The sequence below is a fragment of the Nitrosopumilus zosterae genome, from assembly GCF_025998175.1.
Taxonomy (GTDB): Archaea; Thermoproteota; Nitrososphaeria; order Nitrososphaerales; family Nitrosopumilaceae; genus Nitrosopumilus; species Nitrosopumilus zosterae.
This window is the reverse complement of record NZ_AP026695.1, coordinates 1,434,771-1,454,695: the sequence shown is the minus strand read 5'-3', so window position 1 is coordinate 1,454,695 and position 19,925 is coordinate 1,434,771. Positions and strand designations below refer to the sequence as shown.

The 19,925-nt window shown below is 33.5% G+C and carries 22 protein-coding genes, 1 tRNA gene and 1 rRNA gene; 9 read left to right on the top strand and 15 right to left on the bottom strand.

Annotated features, from left to right (window positions below; all coding sequences use genetic code 11):
• Nucleotides 1-15: 15 nt before the first annotated feature.
• Nucleotides 16-1,098: a nickel-dependent lactate racemase family protein gene (locus tag OO712_RS08860; RefSeq protein ID WP_109876472.1), complete on the top strand. Its 1,083-nt coding sequence runs from the start codon at nucleotides 16-18 to the stop codon at nucleotides 1,096-1,098.
• On the opposite strand, the gene OO712_RS08855 is transcribed toward OO712_RS08860, so the two are convergent.
• Nucleotides 1,090-2,196, bottom strand: coding sequence for a site-2 protease family protein (locus OO712_RS08855; RefSeq protein ID WP_109876471.1), 1,107 nt, complete (start codon nucleotides 2,194-2,196; stop codon nucleotides 1,090-1,092). The two genes, OO712_RS08860 and OO712_RS08855, sit on opposite strands and share 9 nt — an antisense overlap.
• Before the next feature lie 74 nt (nucleotides 2,197-2,270).
• Between OO712_RS08855 and rimI the strand changes: the two genes are divergently transcribed.
• Nucleotides 2,271-2,768, top strand: a complete 498-nt coding sequence (gene rimI / locus OO712_RS08850; protein ID WP_109876470.1) for a ribosomal protein S18-alanine N-acetyltransferase — start codon at nucleotides 2,271-2,273, stop codon at nucleotides 2,766-2,768.
• A 37-nt stretch (nucleotides 2,769-2,805) separates the two neighbouring features.
• Nucleotides 2,806-3,024, top strand: a complete 219-nt coding sequence (locus tag OO712_RS08845) for a transcriptional regulator (protein WP_109876469.1) — start codon at nucleotides 2,806-2,808, stop codon at nucleotides 3,022-3,024.
• Here OO712_RS08845 and OO712_RS08840 read toward each other — a convergent pair whose 3' ends face one another.
• Nucleotides 3,025-3,852 (bottom strand): class I SAM-dependent methyltransferase, encoded by an 828-nt coding sequence (locus OO712_RS08840; protein ID WP_109876468.1) that lies wholly within the window; start codon nucleotides 3,850-3,852, stop codon nucleotides 3,025-3,027.
• Nucleotides 3,853-3,857: 5 nt separating this feature from the next.
• A complete protein-coding gene (locus OO712_RS08835; RefSeq protein ID WP_109876467.1) occupies nucleotides 3,858-5,645 on the bottom strand; it encodes a ribosome biogenesis/translation initiation ATPase RLI in 1,788 nt (595 codons plus the stop codon).
• 91 nt (nucleotides 5,646-5,736) lie between these two features.
• Here OO712_RS08835 and rrf point away from each other — a divergent pair.
• A 5S ribosomal RNA gene (gene rrf / locus OO712_RS08830) occupies nucleotides 5,737-5,856 on the top strand.
• 179 nt (nucleotides 5,857-6,035) lie between these two features.
• On the opposite strand, the gene OO712_RS08825 is transcribed toward rrf, so the two are convergent.
• Together OO712_RS08825 and OO712_RS08820 are read right to left on the bottom strand one after the other, a co-directional pair.
• Nucleotides 6,036-7,514, bottom strand: coding sequence for a leucyl aminopeptidase (locus OO712_RS08825; protein ID WP_109876466.1), 1,479 nt, complete (start codon nucleotides 7,512-7,514; stop codon nucleotides 6,036-6,038).
• 35 nt (nucleotides 7,515-7,549) lie between these two features.
• A complete protein-coding gene (locus OO712_RS08820; RefSeq protein ID WP_109876465.1) occupies nucleotides 7,550-7,927 on the bottom strand; it encodes a hypothetical protein in 378 nt (125 codons plus the stop codon).
• A 76-nt stretch (nucleotides 7,928-8,003) separates the two neighbouring features.
• Between OO712_RS08820 and OO712_RS08815 the strand changes: the two genes are divergently transcribed.
• From OO712_RS08815 to fsa, 3 genes are read left to right on the top strand one after another with little or no spacing between them, the layout of a single operon-like run.
• The gene (locus OO712_RS08815; protein ID WP_109876464.1) at nucleotides 8,004-9,671 is read left to right on the top strand and encodes a ribulose-phosphate 3-epimerase; all 1,668 of its coding nucleotides are present in this window, start codon (nucleotides 8,004-8,006) and stop codon (nucleotides 9,669-9,671) included.
• Nucleotides 9,668-10,642 (top strand): transketolase family protein, encoded by a 975-nt coding sequence (locus OO712_RS08810; protein WP_109876563.1) that lies wholly within the window; start codon nucleotides 9,668-9,670, stop codon nucleotides 10,640-10,642. Before OO712_RS08815 ends, OO712_RS08810 begins: the two co-directional genes overlap by 4 nt.
• Nucleotides 10,639-11,307, top strand: coding sequence for a fructose-6-phosphate aldolase (fsa, locus tag OO712_RS08805; protein ID WP_109876463.1), 669 nt, complete (start codon nucleotides 10,639-10,641; stop codon nucleotides 11,305-11,307). Before OO712_RS08810 ends, fsa begins: the two co-directional genes overlap by 4 nt.
• A gap of 49 nt (nucleotides 11,308-11,356) precedes the next feature.
• Here fsa and OO712_RS08800 read toward each other — a convergent pair whose 3' ends face one another.
• Together OO712_RS08800 and OO712_RS08795 are read right to left on the bottom strand one after the other, a co-directional pair.
• On the bottom strand, nucleotides 11,357-11,629 hold the full coding sequence (locus tag OO712_RS08800; RefSeq protein WP_109876462.1) for a hypothetical protein: 273 nt from the start codon (nucleotides 11,627-11,629) through the stop codon (nucleotides 11,357-11,359).
• A gap of 85 nt (nucleotides 11,630-11,714) precedes the next feature.
• Nucleotides 11,715-12,740: a magnesium transporter CorA family protein gene (locus tag OO712_RS08795; protein WP_109876461.1), complete on the bottom strand. Its 1,026-nt coding sequence runs from the start codon at nucleotides 12,738-12,740 to the stop codon at nucleotides 11,715-11,717.
• A 268-nt stretch (nucleotides 12,741-13,008) separates the two neighbouring features.
• Between OO712_RS08795 and OO712_RS08790 the strand changes: the two genes are divergently transcribed.
• A tRNA-His gene (locus tag OO712_RS08790) sits at nucleotides 13,009-13,080 on the top strand.
• Between the two features lie 10 nt (nucleotides 13,081-13,090).
• Here the strand turns inward: OO712_RS08790 and OO712_RS08785 are convergent.
• Genes OO712_RS08785 through OO712_RS08770 form a run of 4 tightly spaced genes read right to left on the bottom strand, consistent with a single transcriptional unit; the run spans nucleotide 13,091 to nucleotide 14,876 of the window.
• Nucleotides 13,091-13,438, bottom strand: coding sequence for a hypothetical protein (locus OO712_RS08785; protein ID WP_109876460.1), 348 nt, complete (start codon nucleotides 13,436-13,438; stop codon nucleotides 13,091-13,093).
• 40 nt (nucleotides 13,439-13,478) lie between these two features.
• A complete protein-coding gene (locus OO712_RS08780; protein WP_109876459.1) occupies nucleotides 13,479-14,237 on the bottom strand; it encodes a class I SAM-dependent methyltransferase in 759 nt (252 codons plus the stop codon).
• Nucleotides 14,238-14,262: 25 nt separating this feature from the next.
• On the bottom strand, nucleotides 14,263-14,532 hold the full coding sequence (locus OO712_RS08775) for a stationary phase-response protein (RefSeq protein WP_109876458.1): 270 nt from the start codon (nucleotides 14,530-14,532) through the stop codon (nucleotides 14,263-14,265).
• Nucleotides 14,533-14,567: 35 nt separating this feature from the next.
• A complete protein-coding gene (locus OO712_RS08770) occupies nucleotides 14,568-14,876 on the bottom strand; it encodes a Rieske (2Fe-2S) protein (RefSeq protein WP_109876457.1) in 309 nt (102 codons plus the stop codon).
• Nucleotides 14,877-14,927: 51 nt separating this feature from the next.
• Between OO712_RS08770 and OO712_RS08765 the strand changes: the two genes are divergently transcribed.
• Nucleotides 14,928-15,704 (top strand): GNAT family N-acetyltransferase, encoded by a 777-nt coding sequence (locus tag OO712_RS08765; protein ID WP_109876456.1) that lies wholly within the window; start codon nucleotides 14,928-14,930, stop codon nucleotides 15,702-15,704.
• Here the strand turns inward: OO712_RS08765 and OO712_RS08760 are convergent.
• The 4 genes from OO712_RS08760 to idi are packed head-to-tail and all read right to left on the bottom strand — an operon-like array spanning nucleotide 15,701 to nucleotide 19,924.
• The gene (locus OO712_RS08760) at nucleotides 15,701-16,570 is read right to left on the bottom strand and encodes a fumarylacetoacetate hydrolase family protein (RefSeq protein WP_109876455.1); all 870 of its coding nucleotides are present in this window, start codon (nucleotides 16,568-16,570) and stop codon (nucleotides 15,701-15,703) included. The genes OO712_RS08765 and OO712_RS08760 overlap by 4 nt on opposite strands.
• 6 nt (nucleotides 16,571-16,576) lie before the next feature.
• Entirely contained in the window at nucleotides 16,577-18,286 is a 1,710-nt protein-coding gene (locus tag OO712_RS08755; RefSeq protein WP_109876454.1) for a glutamate--tRNA ligase, read from the bottom strand.
• A 20-nt stretch (nucleotides 18,287-18,306) separates the two neighbouring features.
• On the bottom strand, nucleotides 18,307-19,287 hold the full coding sequence (locus OO712_RS08750) for a polyprenyl synthetase family protein (RefSeq protein ID WP_109876453.1): 981 nt from the start codon (nucleotides 19,285-19,287) through the stop codon (nucleotides 18,307-18,309).
• Nucleotides 19,274-19,924, bottom strand: a complete 651-nt coding sequence (idi, locus tag OO712_RS08745; RefSeq protein ID WP_109876452.1) for an isopentenyl-diphosphate Delta-isomerase — start codon at nucleotides 19,922-19,924, stop codon at nucleotides 19,274-19,276. The genes OO712_RS08750 and idi overlap by 14 nt, the downstream gene beginning before the upstream one ends.
• Between the last annotated feature and the right edge of the window lies 1 nt (nucleotide 19,925).

Below are 19,925 nucleotides of genomic sequence, written 5' to 3'. Positions count from 1 at the left end.
TATTATCAATGAATTATGCCTGAAATCTGGTTAAATTATGGTGTTACAGACGTTGTTTTGGATATAAGAGCAGAAAATTTAGAACAAAAAATTGACTCTGATGGAAAAATTTTGGAAGATTCTGCGATCAATGAAAAGCTAAATTCTCTTGATTTGTCAAAACCTATGGAACTTGTTGTTTTGCATAATTCAAAATCCATTCAAAAAATCATCTCTTCTTTGTTCACACTATGTGAGCAAAAATCAAAACCGTTCCCAAAAATTTTTGCTGAGAAAAAAATCTTGAATTTGGTCAAAGCAGGACTTCCTGAAGGAAGCTCTATAAACGAATTTGATAGTGCTGACATTTCTAATTCAAATCTTGTATTCATGGGTGAAATGGAATTTGATGGATTATTTGGTTATGAAACCATTTCAACTCGTCTAATCAAAAAATTTGGTTTAGATTCCATGCTTTCAGCATATGCAAAAAGACAAAGCAATTTACCGGTTCCTGGACAACATACTGAAAGTTTAGTAGAAGCAAAAAAATTTACTGATAATTTTGAAATTCAAGGGATCGAAATTGTTGCAAATTCCAAAGGCATACTTGATTTTTCAATTGGCCATCCATCAGAAACTCTTTCAACATCAAAAATTTTGGAATCTAATTCAATCAAGGATGTAGGGGAACATAAAACTATGATAATTAGTACAGGTAAGGATGCAAGTAATTTCCATTTGGGCAAATCTCTTTCATCCCTTTGGAATTGTTATGGTGCAATCAAAAAAGACGGTCTTGCCATTTTAGTAGCTGAATGTAAGGGTGGATTAGGTTCTGATGCAATTCAACAATATATTGAAGATAGATTGACTTTGGAACAACTGCGAAATCCTACAAAATATCTCAGTGGAATGGAAGATTTGTTATTCCTCACAGAAGTACAAAAGAATTTTCAAATTGGACTAGTTTCAATTTTACCCGAATTTTACGCCAAGAAACTGAATATGATTTCACTACCTGGAATAAAATATTCTATGGATTATATTCTAAAAACACAAGGAGTAAGACAAAAGGTTGCAGTTGTTACAGATGGCGCAAGACTTTTGCTAAGGTAGAAAGTTCGGTAGAAAATCTGATGGTAACGGTGCACACAAAATTGCTAACCCTATAATTCCAATATACGCAAGTTTTCTATTTCTTGAAAGTGGCGATATATCATCAAGTGGTGTAGCACCGGGATTTCTTGAACTCATAATGAGAATTAACATTGCCATTAACCAATAATTTAACAAAATTAGAATTGCCATACTCCCAAAAGTTGCATATCTGTGCAGTTTTGGTCCAAGTAATGTTCTTGCCATATGTCCCCCATCTAATTGCCATGCTGGAAGCAGATTCAAAAATGTAATTAAAAATCCAATCCACGCCGCAAACATTACTGGTGTCATTATTACTTCCTGTCCGTCTCCCCCTTTTCCAAATAATGCTAAACTTGCTGTCATTAGAAGTGGTTCTCCTTGATTCCATTCAATTAATTTCGATTCTGCAAATAATCCTGCTGCAATATCTTGATCCAACATTGGTGCAGTATATGCTCCGTAAATTGAAACTATTATCGCAATTACCAATCCTGCAATTGGACCTGCAATGGCTACATCAAATAATATTTCTCGGTTAATTGTTAAACCTCTTGATTGAATAAATGCTCCAAAAGTTGGAATTCCAATCACAGGTAATCCTGGAATGAAATAAGGCCAAGTTGTTTTTAGCCTGTGTATTTTTGCAGCAATAATATGACCGAGTTCATGAATCCCTAAAATTCCTAACAATGATAACGTATAGACTCCTGCCATCTCTAGAGGATCACCGATCTCTATTATCGAATTTGTTCCTGATGTTCTATAATACCCATCAATCATTACAAATGAAATGACAATTGCAAATAATATTCGAGGAGTCCAAGAAGAGCTCATCCATTTTCTCTGTTTTTTTGGTGAAAATTTCTGAATGATTACATATCTTCCGTTATCTATTTCTTCTAACTTTCCAGCATAATTCATATTCTCTAATTTTCTTGCTAAATTTTCAAACTTTGATTTGAAATCAAAATCTTCTATTCTAAACTCTAAGGAAAACTCTGTTTTTGTAAAATCACTTACCTCAAATATTGATTTAACTAACGAAATAATATCTTCTTGTGAGTTGTCTTCCATCTCTTAAATGCTAAATCTTTCCATTAAATGGTCTTTTGGTTTAAAAATAAATATTGATACTCTTAATCTATAATATGCAAGTAATTCTAAGGCAATTAGGGGATTGCAATATTAGACGAGCAGAACCCAGCGATCTTATCTCTGTGATGGAAATCAATTTGAAAACCCTTCCAGAGCATTACTCTGATTATTTCTATGAGAGCTTGCTTGCAGAGCTTCCAGAAGCTTTCATTGTTGCGGAAATAGGAGGGAAACATGTAGGTTACATAATGTGTAAAACTGAATATGGATTTTCAAACTTCAAAAAATTAGGGTTTGTTAAAAAAGGCCATGTGGTTTCCATTGCAGTTCTTGACGAATATAGAAGAAAAGGTATTGGACAAGCACTTGTAGAAGAATCGGTTAATGGTGTCAAATTAAGAAAGTGTGACGAATTTTATCTTGAAGTAAGATGTAGTAATAATGAAGCTGTCAGGCTATACGAAAAACTTGGATTTGTAATTCGACAACAATTAAACGCATATTATCGAGATGGTGAAGATGCATATCTTATGGCCATTGAATTAGATTAGTTCAAACCAATAAATAACTCACAAAAAATTTCTCGCCATGGATAAACGTAAGGGAACTGGCATCACAATTTTTGTTCTTTGTATAGGTGGATTTTTCCTTTATGCATATTTGTTAATGCTTTCAGAATGGAGTCCAATTGTACTGCAATTATCTGTGTTGATGATTGCAGGAGGAATTCTTGGAGTTATTGCATGGATTGGATATGTTATGGCAACAACCAAACCATCATCTGCATCGATTACATCTGAAGATTAACTATTTAGAAATTTTTACATCCACTACTGTTTGATAATATCTTGGACCTACTGCTCTTACAATTTTTGATCCTAGAATTTCTGATTTGACTGGTGTGACTTGAAGGTAATGCTCTTCTGAAAGTTTTCCAGCTTCCGATTTTTTATCAGCATGAATATGGGAATAATAATGGATTATTCCTTCATTTTTAGTTGTACTAATTGCAGATTTTAAAAATTCATCCGATCTTTCTGGCAATAACATCAATGTTCTATCTGATTTATTCTCTAACTGTTCCTCGATAATTCTAGATGCATCTCCATTAATTGATATTATTTTTCCCGTTAATTTGTTTAGTTCTATATTTTTTTCACATAGTTTTGAGGCAACTGGATTGATATCTAAACTATAAACAGTGCATTTTTTCTTTTTTGCAGCCATTACCGAGAACATTCCAACTCCTGCAAACATGTTTGTTACTACCTCTCCATCCTGAATCAAATTTGCAATTCTTTCTCTTTCTGTTGATAATCTAGGTGAAAAAAATGCCTTTTCAACATCAACTATGAATTTACATCCAAATTCTTTGTATTCTGTCTCAGTGTTGTCTTCTCCTGCTAGGATTTCTAAATTCCTTGTGCGAAAATCTCCCTCGACATCTGATGCTTGATAGAATACACTCCTGGCAATTTTTACTTCATTTAGCAGAGTCTCACCAATGATTTTTTTCTTTGGCAACAGGGAATTTGGGATTCTTACAATAATTATGTCTCCAATTTGATCAAATGCTGAGATCAAATCCTCACTTTCTTTTTCAGAAAGCACACTTGAAAGTGCTTTTTTTAACATCCGAGTCAATGCTTGTAATAGAAATTTCCTGATGTTTTCTGATTTTTATCCAATCTACTATCTAGTTTGTTCACACGAGGTCTGAGACTTCTTTCGTCTCTTCTAAATGACATATCAAGGGATTTTAGAAATCTATTCATTGCTTCAGCTTTTCTCATTGGAGTAGTAGCTCTTCCCTCTACTCCTGATTCTCCCTCAAAAATTACTATTGAATCTGAAATCAAATCCATCAACTGTAGATCATGATCAATGATTATCGCTGATTTTCCAAAAGAACGAACAAATTTCTGTATGAATTTTGCAACTGCGATTCTGTCTTCTACATCTAAAAATGCAGAGGGCTCATCTAATGCATACAAATCTACTTTTTGTAATAAGCATGATGCAACTGCAATTTTCTGCAATTCTCCACCAGAAAGGTTTTTGATAGATTTATTGTATAGTTTTTTGATTTTTAATGGCTCCAGTATTTGTTCTTCTTCCATACTTCCTTCCACTGGATTGCCATTTGCTTTGTCTAATACTGATATGACATCTACGTCAATGTCGTTTTGAAGATATTGAGGTTTGTATGCTATCTTTATTTTTTTATCAATGCTGCCAGAATCTGGTTTTTCAACTCCTGCAATCATCTTCATCATTGTTGTCTTTCCTAGTGCATTGGCTCCCATTATGCCTAGGACTTCACCCTTTCTCACTTCTCCAGCTTCAACAGTTACTGAAAATGTAGGGTATTTTTTTACTAATCTAGGATATGTAACAATTGTACTTCCTTCTTCAAATATGTCTGTAGTAGATGACGACACATCAAAAGAAAATTTTTTGTCTCTAAATCTAACATTTTCATTTGGTAAATATCCGTCAAGAAAGACATTGATTCCAATTTTCGTAGAAAGTATGGTCGAGACAATCCCATAAGCCCCAGGTTCGCCATAAAGAACTTCGATATAATCACTAAGAAAATCAAGTAATGTTAAATCATGTTCTACAACCATTACACTTTTTCCAATTTTTGCCAAGTTCTGAATTACACGAGCAACTCCTGTTCTTTGAAAAACATCATTATACGATGATGGTTCATCAAAGAAATAAAATTCCACATCTTTTGACGCAGCAGCAGCTACCGCAATTCTTTGTAACTCTCCTCCACTTAATTCCTTTAAACTCTGTTCCATAGAGTTTTCTAATCCTAATTCTTTGATCAAGTCTCTTGAAACTCCTCTTTCATCATATTTGTCAAGAAGTTCTTTTCCCGTTCCGTCAAAAGCTTGTGCAATGTGATGGACCTGCTGTGGTTTTATAGATGCTCGAATTTGTTTTTGTTCAATTTTTTCAAAATGTTGTTTGAGTTCAGTTCCACTATAGTGTTTTAAAATTTCATTCCATTCTGGTGGATTTTCATATCTTCCAAGATTCGGCTTTAAATTTCCTGATAGAATATTTACTACAGTACTTTTTCCCATTCCGTTTCTTCCTAATAATCCCACAACCTCCCCTTTTTTTGGAGTGGGTAATTTGAACAGTCTAAATGAATTTGCCCCATATTGATGTATTTTATCCGTAGCTAACTCGCTTGCCAAATTCACAATGGTGATGGCATCAAATGGACATACTTTGACACAAATCCCACACCCATTGCAAATATCTTCGTCTATCTTTGCTTTCTTTGACTCCTCGTTAAGAACAATACATTCTGCTCCTGATTTGTTTACTGGGCAGTATTTTATACATTCTAAACCACATTTTTTTGGTTGGCATAGATCTTGATCTAAAACAGCCACCCTGTGAGTCATGCTGTAATCTCGTATTTTCTTCGTTTTATACCTATTTTGAGCATTTGAAATCCTGCGTTACGTTAATAGATGAGAATTCATCATCATTTTTCAAGCCGGCCATAGCGTTAGGGTGCGACCCAATCCCATTCCGAACTTGGAAGTCAAACCTGACGTCGCTGTTGTGCTACTAAAATGCGAGAGCCTTTGGGAAGCAACAGTGCTGGCATTTTCTAATTTACAATCAATCTTTTAATATCCAATTACTTGGATTGAAGTGAATTCAATGCCTAACTGTAGCGTTTGTGGAGAATTGTGTGACAATGATATTCGATTGCTAAATCACATGATGGACAAACATGGTTGGAGAAATCCAAATGTTGGGGTTCCTGATAGAAACAGTAGAGGGTACTAACTTTCCAATTTTTGTAAATAATCTAAAATTAACCTTACACCAAATCCTGTTGCACCTTTTGGATTGTATGATTTTTCTTTAGTTGCTGTTTGAGTCCACGCAACTCCTGCAATATCGAAGTGTATCCATGGTGTATTGTTAATAGCGTTTTTCAAAAATGCTGCAGCTGTGATGGTTCCTGCAGCTCTTCCTATCCCTACATTTTTCATATCTGCAACATCTGATTTTATCATGTCCATATAGTCTTGATTTAGTGGAAGCTCCCAAATCTCCTCACTTGTCCTTTTAGATGAGTCGTTGATCTTTCTTGTTAGTTTTTCGTCATTTGATACTATTGCAGCAACATTGGTTCCTAATGCAATAATGCATGCACCAGTAAGTGTTGCAAAATCAATTATTGCCTTTGGAGAAAATTGTTTTTCTCCATATGACAATGCATCCGCTAAAATCAATCTGCCTTCTGCGTCTGTATTGAGAATCTCTGCTGTTTTTCCGCTGTATAATTTTATAATATCGCCTGGTCTGTATGATTCCCCTCCTGGCATATTTTCAACCGAAGGAATTATTCCTACTACGTTGATTGGCAATCTTAATTCTGAAACTGCTTTCATGATTCCTAGAACTGTACATCCACCACATTTGTCAAATTTCATTTCATCCATTTTATCCCCTGGTTTCAATGAGATTCCGCCTGTGTCAAATGTTACAGCTTTACCTACTAGAACAATAGGTTTTTGATTTGTTGGTCCATTATTATGTTCTAAAACAATTAGTTTTGGTTCATTTTTACTTCCTTGTCCAACTGCAGAAATTCCTCCAAAACCTTTCTTTTTTAATTCAAGTTTAGAAATAACACTGCATTTCATTTTGTTCTTTTTTGAAATCATTTTTGCAAAGTTTGCTAAAGTAGTCGGAGTGCATTCGTTTGGGGGTAAGTTTGCAATGCTTTTGGTAAATATTGCACTATCTGCAACAATCTCGGAAGTTCTGATGGCCTTGGAAATCTTATTTGATTCTGAAACAATGATTGTGAGATTTGGTTCATTTTCTGTTTTCTCTGCCTTAAATTTATCGAATTTATACAGAGCCATTTTTGAGCCTTCGATAATTTGAGAAATAGATGAAATTGGATCAATTTCAAAACTTGGGGGCAAAATTATTGAAAATTCTTTCAACTTTAACTCTCGTGCTTTTTGTGCAATTTTGCCTGAAACATTTCTTAAAGTATCTTCTGTCCATTCTTCTCTTTTTCCTAATCCTGCAAGAAGAATTCTTTTAGTATATTTGTCCTCAGGCAAAGGAATGATGCTCAATTTCCCTAACTTTCCTTCCATGTCTTTTAGAGATTGATTTACTGACAGTGCTATTTTTCTATCAATCTTAGATAATCCTAACACTTTGTTTGAATTTTCTAGGACAAATCCACAAAGTAAATCCGTTTTCTTTTTAATAGAACTTTCAGTTTTTATTTTCACTGAACTTGATAATTTTGAAGTATTATTTAGATTTACTAAAAATTAATTTTTTTGCTATTAGTTAGTAAACTAGAGGATCTAACAAAAACTGCATTTACGGTTTTGCAATTTTGTTCACAATTATCATCAATTTTAACTGAAATTAATTTTTTTGTTCTTTTAGAAAAAAATGATTTTAATAATGGGTATATTGCAGCTCTTCCTCCATACGCAGTTTTTTTGTCAATAAACCAAAACATTTCCAAAGCCGATTCATCTAAAATTTGGTCTCTTATCTTTTTTCCAAAATCTGAATAATGACCTACCATTGAAATTTTACCTCTGGCAAAAAAATCTACAGCTTTTGCAAATTTTATACACAAATAGCATTGATTATCAAAAACTACTATTGGAACATTTTCAATAATTTCCATATCTTCTCATATTGCCGATCCAATTAAAATATTGCAGAAGTAGATTTTTATTCAATTTACAAAGATAACGTTCGAGATGGGGCTCAATTATTATCAAATCAAGAAAAATATTCTTAAAGCCAGAAAATTAGTTATCACGGCAACAAACGCTGCAGGTTCTGGTCATCCTGGTGGTTCTTTCTCAATGGCAGAAATAATGGGGTGTTTATTCAACAAGTATTTGAAATTTGATCCTCAAAATCCTCAATGGGAAGATCGAGATCGTTTAGTTCTGTCCAAAGGTCATGCAGCTCCGGGGTTATTTTCCAATATGGCGGTAGCAGGTTATTTTCCAGAATCTGAACTTGATACTTTACGAAAATTTGGAAGTAGATTACAGGGACATCCAGATCTTAAATGTCCTGGCGTAGAATTTTGTGGCGGTTCATTAGGTACTGGATTGTCATATTCTATTGGAATTGCACTGGCTGCAAAAATTGATTCCAAAAATCATCATATTTACACAATTATAGGCGATGGTGAATCTGACGAAGGTCAGATTTGGGAGGCAGCAATGACAGCTGCAAAATACAAAGTTGACAATCTGACTGCTTTTCTTGATAGAAATTTCATTCAACAAGATTCTTACACTGAAAAAATTATGCCCCTTGATGAAAAATTAGAAGGCGATAATCTTTCTGAAATGTGGAAGGATGCTTCAAGATGGAAGACCGGAGATAAATGGAGATCTTTTGGTTGGAATGTCATTGAAATTGACGGTCATCGAATTGAGCAAATTGACTCTGCAATAGCCAAAGCAAATGCTACAAAAGGAGTTCCTACAATGATAATATCTAGAACAATAAAGGGCAAGTCTGTTGAACATATGGAGGATAATCCACAATGGCATGGCAAATCTCCCGACTCTGATGTTCTCCAAATTATTAATCTTGAATTAGATTCTCAATTTATGATTGCCCCATCAATCATTGCAGGCGATATGACAAATTTAGAAAATGAAATCAAAAGATGTGTTTCAGGCAGGGCTGACTATATTCATCTTGATGTAATGGATGGTCGATTTGTTCCAACCAAAACTTTTGATCATAATAAAATAAAAGAACTAAGATCACTTACTGTAATTCCATTTGATTCTCACTTAATGATTAATGAGCCTGTAAAACATGTTAAGGATTACATCGATGCAGGCAGTGACATAATTACAGTTCATGCTGAAGTAACTGACGAATCAAGTTTTGGAGAAATTCATGATTTACTTAAACAAAATCAAGTAGGTGTGGGTTTTGCTATAAATCCAGAAACTGAATTACCTGAATGGTTTTACAAATTCATACCATCATTGGATCAACTAATTGTAATGTCTGTAGTACCCGGAAAATCTGGACAAAAATACATTGAAGAGACACACTCAAAAATGAATAGATTGAACGCTGTTCTAAAAGAACACAACTTTTCAGGTTATATTGAGGCTGATGGAGGCGTAAACCTAGAAAATATTGGCTCTGTATTTGCTGATGGAGCACGTGTATTTGTTGGTGGTGGAGCAATTATTGGACAACAAGATGTAAGATCTGCAATTAGAGATTTTAGAAATGAAGTTTTAAAATCTAGACGACGAATTTTGCTTGATAAAGCAAATGAGTTAGGTGGAATTGATTTAGTGAAAAAATGGATTGGTTTGCATGTGGTGGGAGAAAAACAAGATCAAATTCAAAGAATTGCAAAGGAGGCGGGATATCTTTGAATGATCCTATAATGACTGATATGCGCTCAGCATATTCTAAAGCACTTGTACAACTTGGAAAAGAAAATCCCAACGTTGTAGTTTTAGGTGCTGATACAACTGATTCACTAAAGACTTCTGATTTTGGAAAAGAATTTCCTGATAGGTTCTTTAATGTGGGTATTGCCGAAGCAAATCTAGTTACAATTTCTGCAGGATTGGCTGTTTCTGGAAAGATCTCTTTTGCAAGCACTTATGCTATATTTTTACCCGGAAGAGCGGTTGATCAAATTCGTAATAATGTTGCATATCCTTCACCTCCAGGGAAAAAAGGCCTAAATGTAAAATTAGTTTCATCTCATGGTGGTCTATCTGTTGGACCTGATGGTGGCTCTCATCAGCAAATTGAAGATATTGCAATAATGAGAGTGATTCCAAATTTCCGAGTTTTAATTCCCGCCGACACTGTGGCCGTTTCTAAATTGACTCAATTAATGGCAAGAGAATATGGTCCTTTTTACATGAGAATGGCAAGATCTAAAACTCCATTAATCCATTCAGAATCTCAAGAATTTCACATTGGAAAGGGAATAACATTACGAGATGGTTCTGATTGCACTATTGTGGCCTGTGGAATTACTGTTAGAATGGCATTAGAGGCGGCTGATACATTGCAACACGATGGAATCTCATGTAGAGTTTTGGATATGTTTTCAATAAAACCTCTTGATAATGAGTTATTGGAAAAAGCTGCCAGAGAAACTGGTTGTATGGTAACTACTGAAGAACATAATATTTTTGCTGGAATGGGTTCTGCAGTCGCAGAATCTGTTACTGAATCTTACCCTGTTCCTATCAAGAGAATTGGTGCTCAAGACATGTTTGGGGAATCTGCTAGAGATGATGAGGTTCCTTTACTCTTGGAAAAACATGGAATAACATCTTTTAATATAGCAAAACAAGTCAAAGAAATTAGGAGCAAAAAATTATGAAAATTTTTCTTGATACGGCCAATTTAGATTCAATTAAAAAATTCAATGATATGGGATTGCTTGATGGAATTACCACCAATCCGTCTTTGATGTCAAAGGAAGGAGGAAATCCAAAGAATGCGATGGAGGAAATTACAAAAATTATCAAAGGTGATGTTAGCCTAGAAGTTGTCAGTACTGAATATTCTGGAATGATTGAAGAAGGTAAGCGACTACGTGAATATGGAAATAATGTTGTTGTTAAAGTTCCTATGACTCCTGATGGACTTAAAGCGTGCAAATCACTTTCCTCTGAAGGAATTCCTGTTAATGTTACATTGATATTTTCTGCAAATCAAGCTTTACTTGCAGCAAAATCTGGTGCAAAATATGTTAGCCCATTTATTGGAAGACTGGATGATGTTGGTCAGGATGGAATGAAACTAATTGCAGATATTAAAGAAATTTTTAAAAACTATCCTACGTTTAAAACTCAAATTCTTGTTGCAAGTGTGCGCCATCCTGTACATGTAGTTGATGCTGCAAAAATTGGAGCTGATGTGGTAACTTTGCCTCCTGCTGTGTTAGATAAGATGTTGCAACATCCCTTGACAAAAATTGGGTTGGAAAATTTTCTTGCAGATTGGGAAAAACTAAAAGCTGGAAATCCTGATGTTAAAATCTAATCAAATTCAAGCAATCTGTAAAAAATCTTAAAAATGAAAAATTGAGGTATTATTTTGAACCTTTGTTAGTACTTTTTCTTGAACTAGTTCCTCTACCTGTAACTCTGGTCATTCCTTCTGTTGAAGGTCTAGCTTTTGGATCAGGCATATCGCCTAGCTTTCTTGAACCAGTTCCTCTACCTGTGTGAACCATTCTATTTGCCGCTGCTTTTTTCCTTGCTTCTTGGATTTTCCTATATTCATCTCCTGACCATTTAGAAGGATCATCATCAACTTCGATGGTTCCTGTGCCTCTACCGGTTCTAATTCTAATTTTCCCCATAATTTAGTTTAAAACATCTCGTATTTATCTAAGCTTCTTTTTTGCATCTGTGGTTTTCAACTAGTGGAAACTTGTGGTTGATATTTTAACTGCTGATCCAGCCCAATCTTCTAAAATATACGAACATCAGAATTGCAGGTATTGCTGATGCAAGTATGACAATAATGAATGTTGTAAAAGGACCCAGAAACATAACATCATCTCCAATTCCTCCTGGCAAGTTCACATTCATTCCGTAAAATGTCCCGATCACTGTTGCTGGGATTGCTAAAGTAAAGATAATTGTTAATACTCCTAACACCTTGTTTGTTTTTTCAGTACTTAACACAAAGTCAGTATCTTTGTAAATCTCCATAGTCTCTCGTGATTCTTCTAATGTTTCAATTACTTTGTCTATGTGATCAATTACATCGTCAAAATATAATGTAAGCTCTTCATGTTCTTTATCTGAATATCTTTCAATGTTTTTTGCAATTTCTAAAACAAATTTTTTCAATGGATTGGCAATTCTTCTTAATCTGTTAATTTCTCTTCTTAACAATGAGATGCTTCTTGCTACAGATTTTCTTTCATCAAATACCCTGTCTTCCATTTCATCTAGGTTTGCAATAATCTTTCTAGATGTGTGCAGAAGATCATCTACTAATACATCTATTATTTCGTGTAGTAAATGTCCTGGAGATTTTTCTAAAAGTCTATTTTTTCTTTCTTGATCCGAATCACCCATACATAATTCAACTAATTCGACCAATGGGTTAAGATCTCCTTGATGAACTGTAATTAGAAAATCTTTGCCTATAAAAATGGATAATTGACTATTCTTTGATATTCCTGCTTTTTGTGAAAGTGGAGGAAAATGTAGAATTACAAAGAAATGATTATCATAACTATCTAATTTTTGGAGTTCAAACTTTGTTAAACAATCTTCTACGTTAAGTGAATTTAGGTTGTGTTCTTGGGCCAGTTTTTCCATTTGTCCTCTGTCTGGATTTTGAAGATCCAACCATGTGAATTTTCCACCTTGAATTCTCTCAATTTTTCTTTGACTAGAATCCTCCTCAAGAATTCTTTTCCCTGTACGTAATTTTTTAGTGATAAATCCTTTTTTCAAGTTGAAAAATACCCATATACAACAAATTTAAAGCGATCGACGTTATTTGGTAGAAAAACTATCGTTTATCACAAATAAGACATTTTTGAAATAATCTTTTACTTGAATGGAAGTAAGTAATTCATTCCGACCCATGTTAATCCAATTGCGATTGCCATTGCTACCCACCATAATCTCATAACACAAATCCCACCTAGTTAATAATAAATCTACAGTCTAATTTCCAGCTAAAAGATTATTACAGGATAAACAAGATTTCTTCTTTGTGGCCTTCGTAGTACAGTGGTTAGTATAGAGGATTGTGGATCCTCGGACAGGAGTTCGATTCCCCTCGAGGGCCCGCTTAAATTTTAGAATATTCCAAATTTACTAGATTCCATCTCTTCTTTTATGGCAATTTTGAATCTAGGTGATTTACTTTCTATGTTCTTTGTTAACCATGTGAGGAATTTTTTTTCGATTCCCTTTCCTTTTAATTTATCAAAATCCGAACCCATCATTTCTGCCAGTTTTTGAACAAGTGATTTATTCACACTTAATACAAAAAAGTGCCAACCAAATGCAAACTCTGAATCTGTCATCGTAAAGTCTTCCTCACCATGGACCATTTCTTCTAAAAGTGATAATTGGCGTGTTAAAGCTTTACTAGTTTTATCATAATCTATTGCAGAAACATTGATGTTGATTCTTCCTTCCATACTCAATTCATGTTAAAATAAAATAAAAAGATTGCATGCATTATTCATCCAACAAGTGTTCAAAATCAATATCAAAATGCATTTTCATAATGCTAATGTATGTTTGAATGGATTCTGGAATTTCTTCACCACATGCTACCCCTAACTTTTTAGCATTAATCCAAATCATCAGGGTTTGAATTATTGTTAAAAATCGATCATTTTGAATCTCAGGCATTCCAATTGACTTTGTGTATCTTTCTGCAAATTCCCATGCTGTTACAAAATCTATGCATTTTACCCCAAAAATAGATAATAATTGCTCCTGTAGATTTTCAGCTCTTTTGAATGGTGTTTTATTGATGATGTATGGAAAATTCACTTCGTCTGGGAGACAGTCCTGAAGTGGTCCCCAAATTGTAATTATTTTTGTTTCTGGTTTGAGATTCTCAAATTTTTTCATCATTTTATTTATCATATTTTCATCTGTAAACCAAAATAAAATCACTGATGCTTCTGAAATATCTGAATCCTCTATGTTTTTACAAATGAATTGTACGCAATTACTCTCTCCAAAATTCTCTTTTGCATGCTGAATTTTTTCATCATTATTGTCTATTCCTATGGCCTTTTTTACATTGAATTCATTAATTGCCATCTTTACTCCTTTTTCATTTCCGCAACCTAAATGATAAAAAACATCATTTTTCCCTAAATTTACAAACTTGAAAATCTCTCTCAATGATTTTTCTGGAAGATGAACATCTTCGCCATTAAGTATGTTCTCAGGAAGCGTTTCTAAATATTCTTCAATTTTCAATATTCAACATAAAGTAAACAAGAATTTATTCTCTTATGCTTTCTAGTTTTGAAACTGCTTGCCATAATTGAGTTCTTACATATGATGGCATGTTAGGATCTTGTGTAACATCGTCTAACAGGCTGATTGTATTTGCAGCTCTTACTGATAACGAATATTCTTCATTGTTCAAATCTACGATTAAATCTGTAATGGATTTTTTTATTGTCTTTGGAGTTGAATTGCTAGAAACAATTTGATTTAACGTGTCAATTGCTTCTTTCATAGATTCTTTATTCTGAGCATTATCGGCCATTTTATCACATTCTATTAAAAATTAGAGGTATATAGTTACATCTCTACAAATATGTTATCTGATTCTACAATAACGTTGTATGATGTTAAATCTCTTATTTTTGCTGGAAATTTTACCAATTTTCCAGTTTTACAATCAAATTGTGCTGCATGCCAACCACACGTAATTATGCCTTCTTCTAATTTTCCTTCAGATAAACTAGAACCTGAATGAGTGCAAGAATCATCTGTAGCACAATATTCTCCATCAATATTTGCAACTAGTATATCTCTTCCATCGATGGAAACTTTAATCATTTTTCCAGGAGGAATATCTGATGTTTTTCCAGCAATTATTTTTCCCATTGAAGTTATTATCTAGCATTTCTTAATATTTTTTCGTATATGATAAAAACGATGATCCGAGAGGCAACAATAGGTGATAAAATTCCAATTTTAAAATTTTGTAAAAATACTTTTTCTTGGGGTGACTATATAGAACAAGTTTGGGATTTTTGGCTATCTGAAGGAAATCTGTTCGTATTTGAAAAGCAATTTCCAGTTGGAATTTGTCACGCATTTTATTTCAAAGATCAAATCTGGATTGAAGGTATTCGAATTGATCCTGAACATCGTAGACAAAAAATTGCCTCTAAACTAGTAATGCATGCTGAAATTGTGGGTAAGGAAAAAAATGCTTCTTTTTCATATATGTTAATAGATATTCAAAATTCTTCATCATTGAAAATGGCGCATTCTTTAGATTATGAAATATTTCAAACATGGAATTTTTTTTCACTATTGCCAAAACATAACCTGAATCATAAAATACAGTTTGAAAAATCACTTAATTTAAAACGTTATAGTCATTATGTAAAATCTTGGAGGTGGCTTCCTTTGGATGATTCCACTCTTTCTAAATTTTATGATGACAAAAAAATTATCAAATCCACAAACCTTGAAAATGATTCAATTGCTATTCTTGTTGATTCTGAGCATTTCACTAAAACCTTGATTGTTACATTGTTTTCGGGTTCAGAAAATTCTGTTCTACAATTAATTTCATTTTTACAAAACTATGCAATGGAAAAAAAATATGAACGAATACAAATTTTAACAAAAGAGTATTTGCCAACATTTGATACACTAGAACATAAAATTTCATTTTATTTGATGAAAAAATGTTTGGTTTAATTTGATTTTACAAACTTTATTGTGTTACTTAAAATTCCAAGACCTTCTATTTCCATCTCTACTTTATCACCATCTTTTAAAAATACCGCATTTGGTTTGTTTAACATTACTCCAGCTGGAGTGCCTGTAGAAATTATGTCTCCCTTTTCCAAAGTCATTACATGAGATATTTTTGAAATAATTTCTGGAATTTTTATAAACATGTTGTTTGTCGAAGAGTTTTGTCTTAATTCTCCATTTACCTTTGTTGTTAGTTTTAGATTTTGCACATTCTTAATTTCATCTACTGTTGTGATCCATGGTCCACAAGGAGCAAATGAATCAAAACTTTTTCCTCTTGTAAATTGCTTATCTTTGAATTGAATGTCTCTTGCTGATACATCATTGAATATCATGTATCCAAAAATAACGCTTGATGCATCTTTTACGCTGATATTTTTACAGTTTTTTCCAATTATTAGAGCTAATTCTACTTCGTAGTCTAATTGTTTGACAAAATCTGGGCATACTATGTCTGATTCTGTGCTGTTGAGTGTAGTTCTTGGCTTTATTACGATGGCGGGATCTTCTGGTGCTTCCAATCCTTGTTCTAATGCGTGATCTACATAATTGAATGCTAAACAGATAATCTTATTTGGATTTGGAATTGGAGGCAATAATTTGTATTTTGAAATATTTTCTGCATATGGCAAATCTTTAATTTTATTTTTAATTTCATCATACCATCCGTCAAAAAGGAAATCTTTGACATTTTGTGGAATTGGGACTCCTGTAAGGTATGTGATCTCATCTTTTGTAGCTACATTATCTCCGTTTACAAAACCATATGTTTCATTATTCTCGTATGACAATCGTGCTATTTTCATTTTAGATCACTTGTGTGTGAAAATTGCTTGATTTTGTGAATCTTTTCTACAATATCCAAATCTAACAAATTGAATTTCTTCACCTTCTTTTAATTGTAGATAATGTGGTTCTGTATACACATCTAATTCTTCTAAGCTCTCTTCATTAAATTCATCTCCAATGAATAATGCTTTTGGAATGATCATCTTTATTCCATGAGCAGTTTTTTGAGGAACCCATTGTATTTTTGGAATGTCTTTTGCATTCTGAACATCAACTAATTCTCCTTCGAATTCTGAACCAATTTTTTTAATCATAATGTTTCCTACACCTAAAAGTCTGATCAGATCCCCTTCTTTGAAATTATTGCCATCTTCTCCAGAAACATAAAAGTTTTCATCGATCTCAATTTTTCTTTTTCCCATATCATTAACTGGGTGATTTGGAATTTCTACATATGAAATTGACAAATTTTTGACTAGGAGTTTTTTTGCATCGCTAACCATGAATAATCTGATACTTTCTGCATCCACAAATTTTCGATTAAATGCTTCAAGAGAATCAAATGGTGCAAGGGTATTTGCTTTAGTTAGACCTAACGACATGATGAATTTTCTAATCGCCTCAGGTTTTATTCCTCTTCTTCTTAGCGCTTCAAGAGTGGGTAATCTTGGATCATCATACCATGAAACCTTTCCTTCTTCAATCAATGGTTTGATGATTCTTTTTGAAATTGGCATTCCTTTGAATTCTAGTCTTGAGAAAAATCCTTGGTGTGGTTTACGCATGTTTAGTGCATCTAAAATTCCATCAATCAATTCTTTTCTAAGTTCAAATTCTTTTGAACGAAAGGCATGTGTTACTCCATCAATGCTATCTTCAATTGCTACTGCCATATCATAACTGGGCCAAATTCTAAATTTTTCTCCCAACGTGTAATGTTTCTCATCAATTATTCTAAATAATACGGGATCTCTCATTACTGCATTGTCTGCTTTCATATCTCCGCGAAATCTCACAATCGCCTCTCCCGCTTTGTATTTTGAATTCATTTTTACCCAATTTTGATTATTTTTATCAATGTCATTCATACTGCATTTACAGGATTTTCTTTCTCTTCTGTTCTTGCTGATATCTTCTCTTTTACAAGTACAAACATATGCCTTTCCAGAGTTAATCAGTTCTCTACATTTTTCATAAAATATTTCCATATCGTCTGAAGTATTCTTCACCTTGTCAAATTTTATTCCCAGCCATTCTAATCCAACTTTAATGGCAGCATGATATTCCATACGTTCTGCTTCAGGATTTGTATCATCCATTCTTAGAATAAATTTTCCATCATACATCTTTGCATATTCTGAATTTATTATAGCGGCTTTTGCATGTCCTATGTGAGGATATCCATTAGGTTCTGGAGGAAATCTTGTGACAACTTTGCCCTGTACAGCATCTTTTAATTTTGGAAGTCCTTCCCTTTCCTCAATTTTTTCCTTAGGTTGTAAAATTTCTGGAAAATATTCTTGAATCTCTTTTTCCTGCTCTTCCAATGATAACTGATTTATTGTACTGACAATTTCGGAAATATCTTTTGAAATTTCTTTCACCTTGTTTCGATATTCTGGTTTTGTGCCAAGAATTTTTCCTAAAATTATTTTATCTTGAGTTTTTCCTCCATGTTCAAATGCATTTTGAAGTGACATTTTCCTAACTTCTTTTTTTAATTCTTCATCCATTCCTGTTTTTCCTATTTCTACTATACACTTCTTTTTACTACAAAATCTAACAACGATATGAGTTCTGCTTTGGCAGGATTTGAGTATGTTGAAAGAGATTTTTCAGCCATATCTGCATATTTTAGAGCTTGTTTTCTTACATTTTCCTCAATATTGAGAGAACGAATTACATCTACGGCCTTGTTAAGATCGTTTTTTGAAATTTTTGAATTTCCAAATGCCTTCAAAATTATTTTTTTATCTTTTCCTTTTGCTGATTTTATTGCCATTAAAATCGGAAGAGATTTTTTACCCTCTCTGAGATCATTTCCTACAGGTTTCTTTGTAAGTTTTGGGTCACCCATGACTCCAATAAGATCGTCTGTAATTTGAAATGCTATCCCTAAATTTCTTCCAAATGATGAAAGATTTGAAATATCTTTGATTCTACTTGTTGCACATATTGCCCCCATTGCACATGATACATCAAATAACGCCGCAGTTTTTTTGCTTACCATTGTGATGTATTCTGCCTCTGTTGGAATTTTTTCTTCTTCTGCCATTTTTACATCTAACAATTGACCTTCACATACATCCACACATGCTTTAGCTAGTCTAGACACAAGTTGAATTGTAGCATTTGGTGATAATTTGGAATCTGTAATTACTTGAAATGCTTTTGAAAATAAAACATCTCCTGCAAGAATTGCAATTGGCATTCCGAATTTTTTATGCACTGTTGGTACTCCGTGACGCATTTCATCATTGTCCATGATATCATCATGAACCAAAGTGAAATTGTGAACCATTTCTACTGCACTTGCAGCTGGCATCGCATTGGAACTTTTGCCTCCTAAAATTTGACAACTTCTAATTACCATGTATGGTCTAAGTCTTTTTCCTCCATTTACAATTAGATGTCCTGCAGCATCATAGAGTTTTTTTGGATTTCCCTTTAGTTTTGAATTAAGATATCTGTTTACTGTTTTTGCATTTTTTTCAATCTGTTTAGTTTTTTTCATTTACTAACCTCCATTTCTCTTTTGGCAGATGGGTTTCTATTGCTTTTTGTAATCCTTCATGCACTTCACTATTCATCCATGTAGTTAGGATATTTGCATATTTTTCAAGCATAGATTGATCAGATTTCTCTAGTAATTCTAAAGCAATTAGCATCCAAGGACAATAATTTTGAGGATTTGTATTTAATTCTGAGAGTAATTCCTTTGACGAAATCCATTTTATTTCATCGATTTCTCCTTCAACCTCTTTCAGTTCTGTGGATTTGTCAATTACTCCAACCAATGTTCCGCAAATTTCGTTTTCAGAACCTATGTCTTTGTACGGAACATGATACTCAAATTTATGCAAATAATCCAGCGTTCCTGTTATTCCTAATTCTTCAGGCATTCTTCTTTCTCCTGATGACACATATGTCTCTGATTCTCTTGGATGGCTTGCAAACGTTCCATCCCAATCTTTTGGCCAAAGCATTTTTTCTTTTGCTCTTCTTGTAAGTACTAGTCTACCATCCTGATCAAACAATAGTGCAGTGAACGCTCTGTGAAGTTTTCCATTTGGTAAATGACACTTTACTTTCTCTTCACTGCCAATTGGGTTATCATTTTCATCAACTAAAATAACAAATTCATCCGTCATT

Coding starts and splice junctions, on each gene's coding strand:
- OO712_RS08785 (WP_109876460.1), bottom strand. CDS start 13,438: ATGGAAGGAAGAATCAACATCAATGTTTCTGCAATAGATTATGATAAA.
- OO712_RS08775 (WP_109876458.1), bottom strand. CDS start 14,532: ATGGCCGATAATGCTCAGAATAAAGAATCTATGAAAGAAGCAATTGAC.
- rimI (WP_109876470.1), top strand. CDS start 2,271: ATGCAAGTAATTCTAAGGCAATTAGGGGATTGCAATATTAGACGAGCA.
- fsa (WP_109876463.1), top strand. CDS start 10,639: ATGAAAATTTTTCTTGATACGGCCAATTTAGATTCAATTAAAAAATTC.
- idi (WP_109876452.1), bottom strand. CDS start 19,924: ATGACGGATGAATTTGTTATTTTAGTTGATGAAAATGATAACCCAATT.
- OO712_RS08855 (WP_109876471.1), bottom strand. CDS start 2,196: ATGGAAGACAACTCACAAGAAGATATTATTTCGTTAGTTAAATCAATA.
- OO712_RS08815 (WP_109876464.1), top strand. CDS start 8,004: ATGGGGCTCAATTATTATCAAATCAAGAAAAATATTCTTAAAGCCAGA.
- OO712_RS08755 (WP_109876454.1), bottom strand. CDS start 18,286: ATGGATGAAGAATTAAAAAAAGAAGTTAGGAAAATGTCACTTCAAAAT.
- OO712_RS08835 (WP_109876467.1), bottom strand. CDS start 5,645: ATGACTCACAGGGTGGCTGTTTTAGATCAAGATCTATGCCAACCAAAA.
- OO712_RS08760 (WP_109876455.1), bottom strand. CDS start 16,570: ATGAAAATAGCACGATTGTCATACGAGAATAATGAAACATATGGTTTT.
- OO712_RS08750 (WP_109876453.1), bottom strand. CDS start 19,287: ATGAAAAAAACTAAACAGATTGAAAAAAATGCAAAAACAGTAAACAGA.
- OO712_RS08860 (WP_109876472.1), top strand. CDS start 16: ATGCCTGAAATCTGGTTAAATTATGGTGTTACAGACGTTGTTTTGGAT.
- OO712_RS08845 (WP_109876469.1), top strand. CDS start 2,806: ATGGATAAACGTAAGGGAACTGGCATCACAATTTTTGTTCTTTGTATA.
- OO712_RS08820 (WP_109876465.1), bottom strand. CDS start 7,927: ATGGAAATTATTGAAAATGTTCCAATAGTAGTTTTTGATAATCAATGC.
- OO712_RS08770 (WP_109876457.1), bottom strand. CDS start 14,876: ATGGGAAAAATAATTGCTGGAAAAACATCAGATATTCCTCCTGGAAAA.
- OO712_RS08840 (WP_109876468.1), bottom strand. CDS start 3,852: ATGTTAAAAAAAGCACTTTCAAGTGTGCTTTCTGAAAAAGAAAGTGAG.
- OO712_RS08765 (WP_109876456.1), top strand. CDS start 14,928: ATGATCCGAGAGGCAACAATAGGTGATAAAATTCCAATTTTAAAATTT.
- OO712_RS08800 (WP_109876462.1), bottom strand. CDS start 11,629: ATGGGGAAAATTAGAATTAGAACCGGTAGAGGCACAGGAACCATCGAA.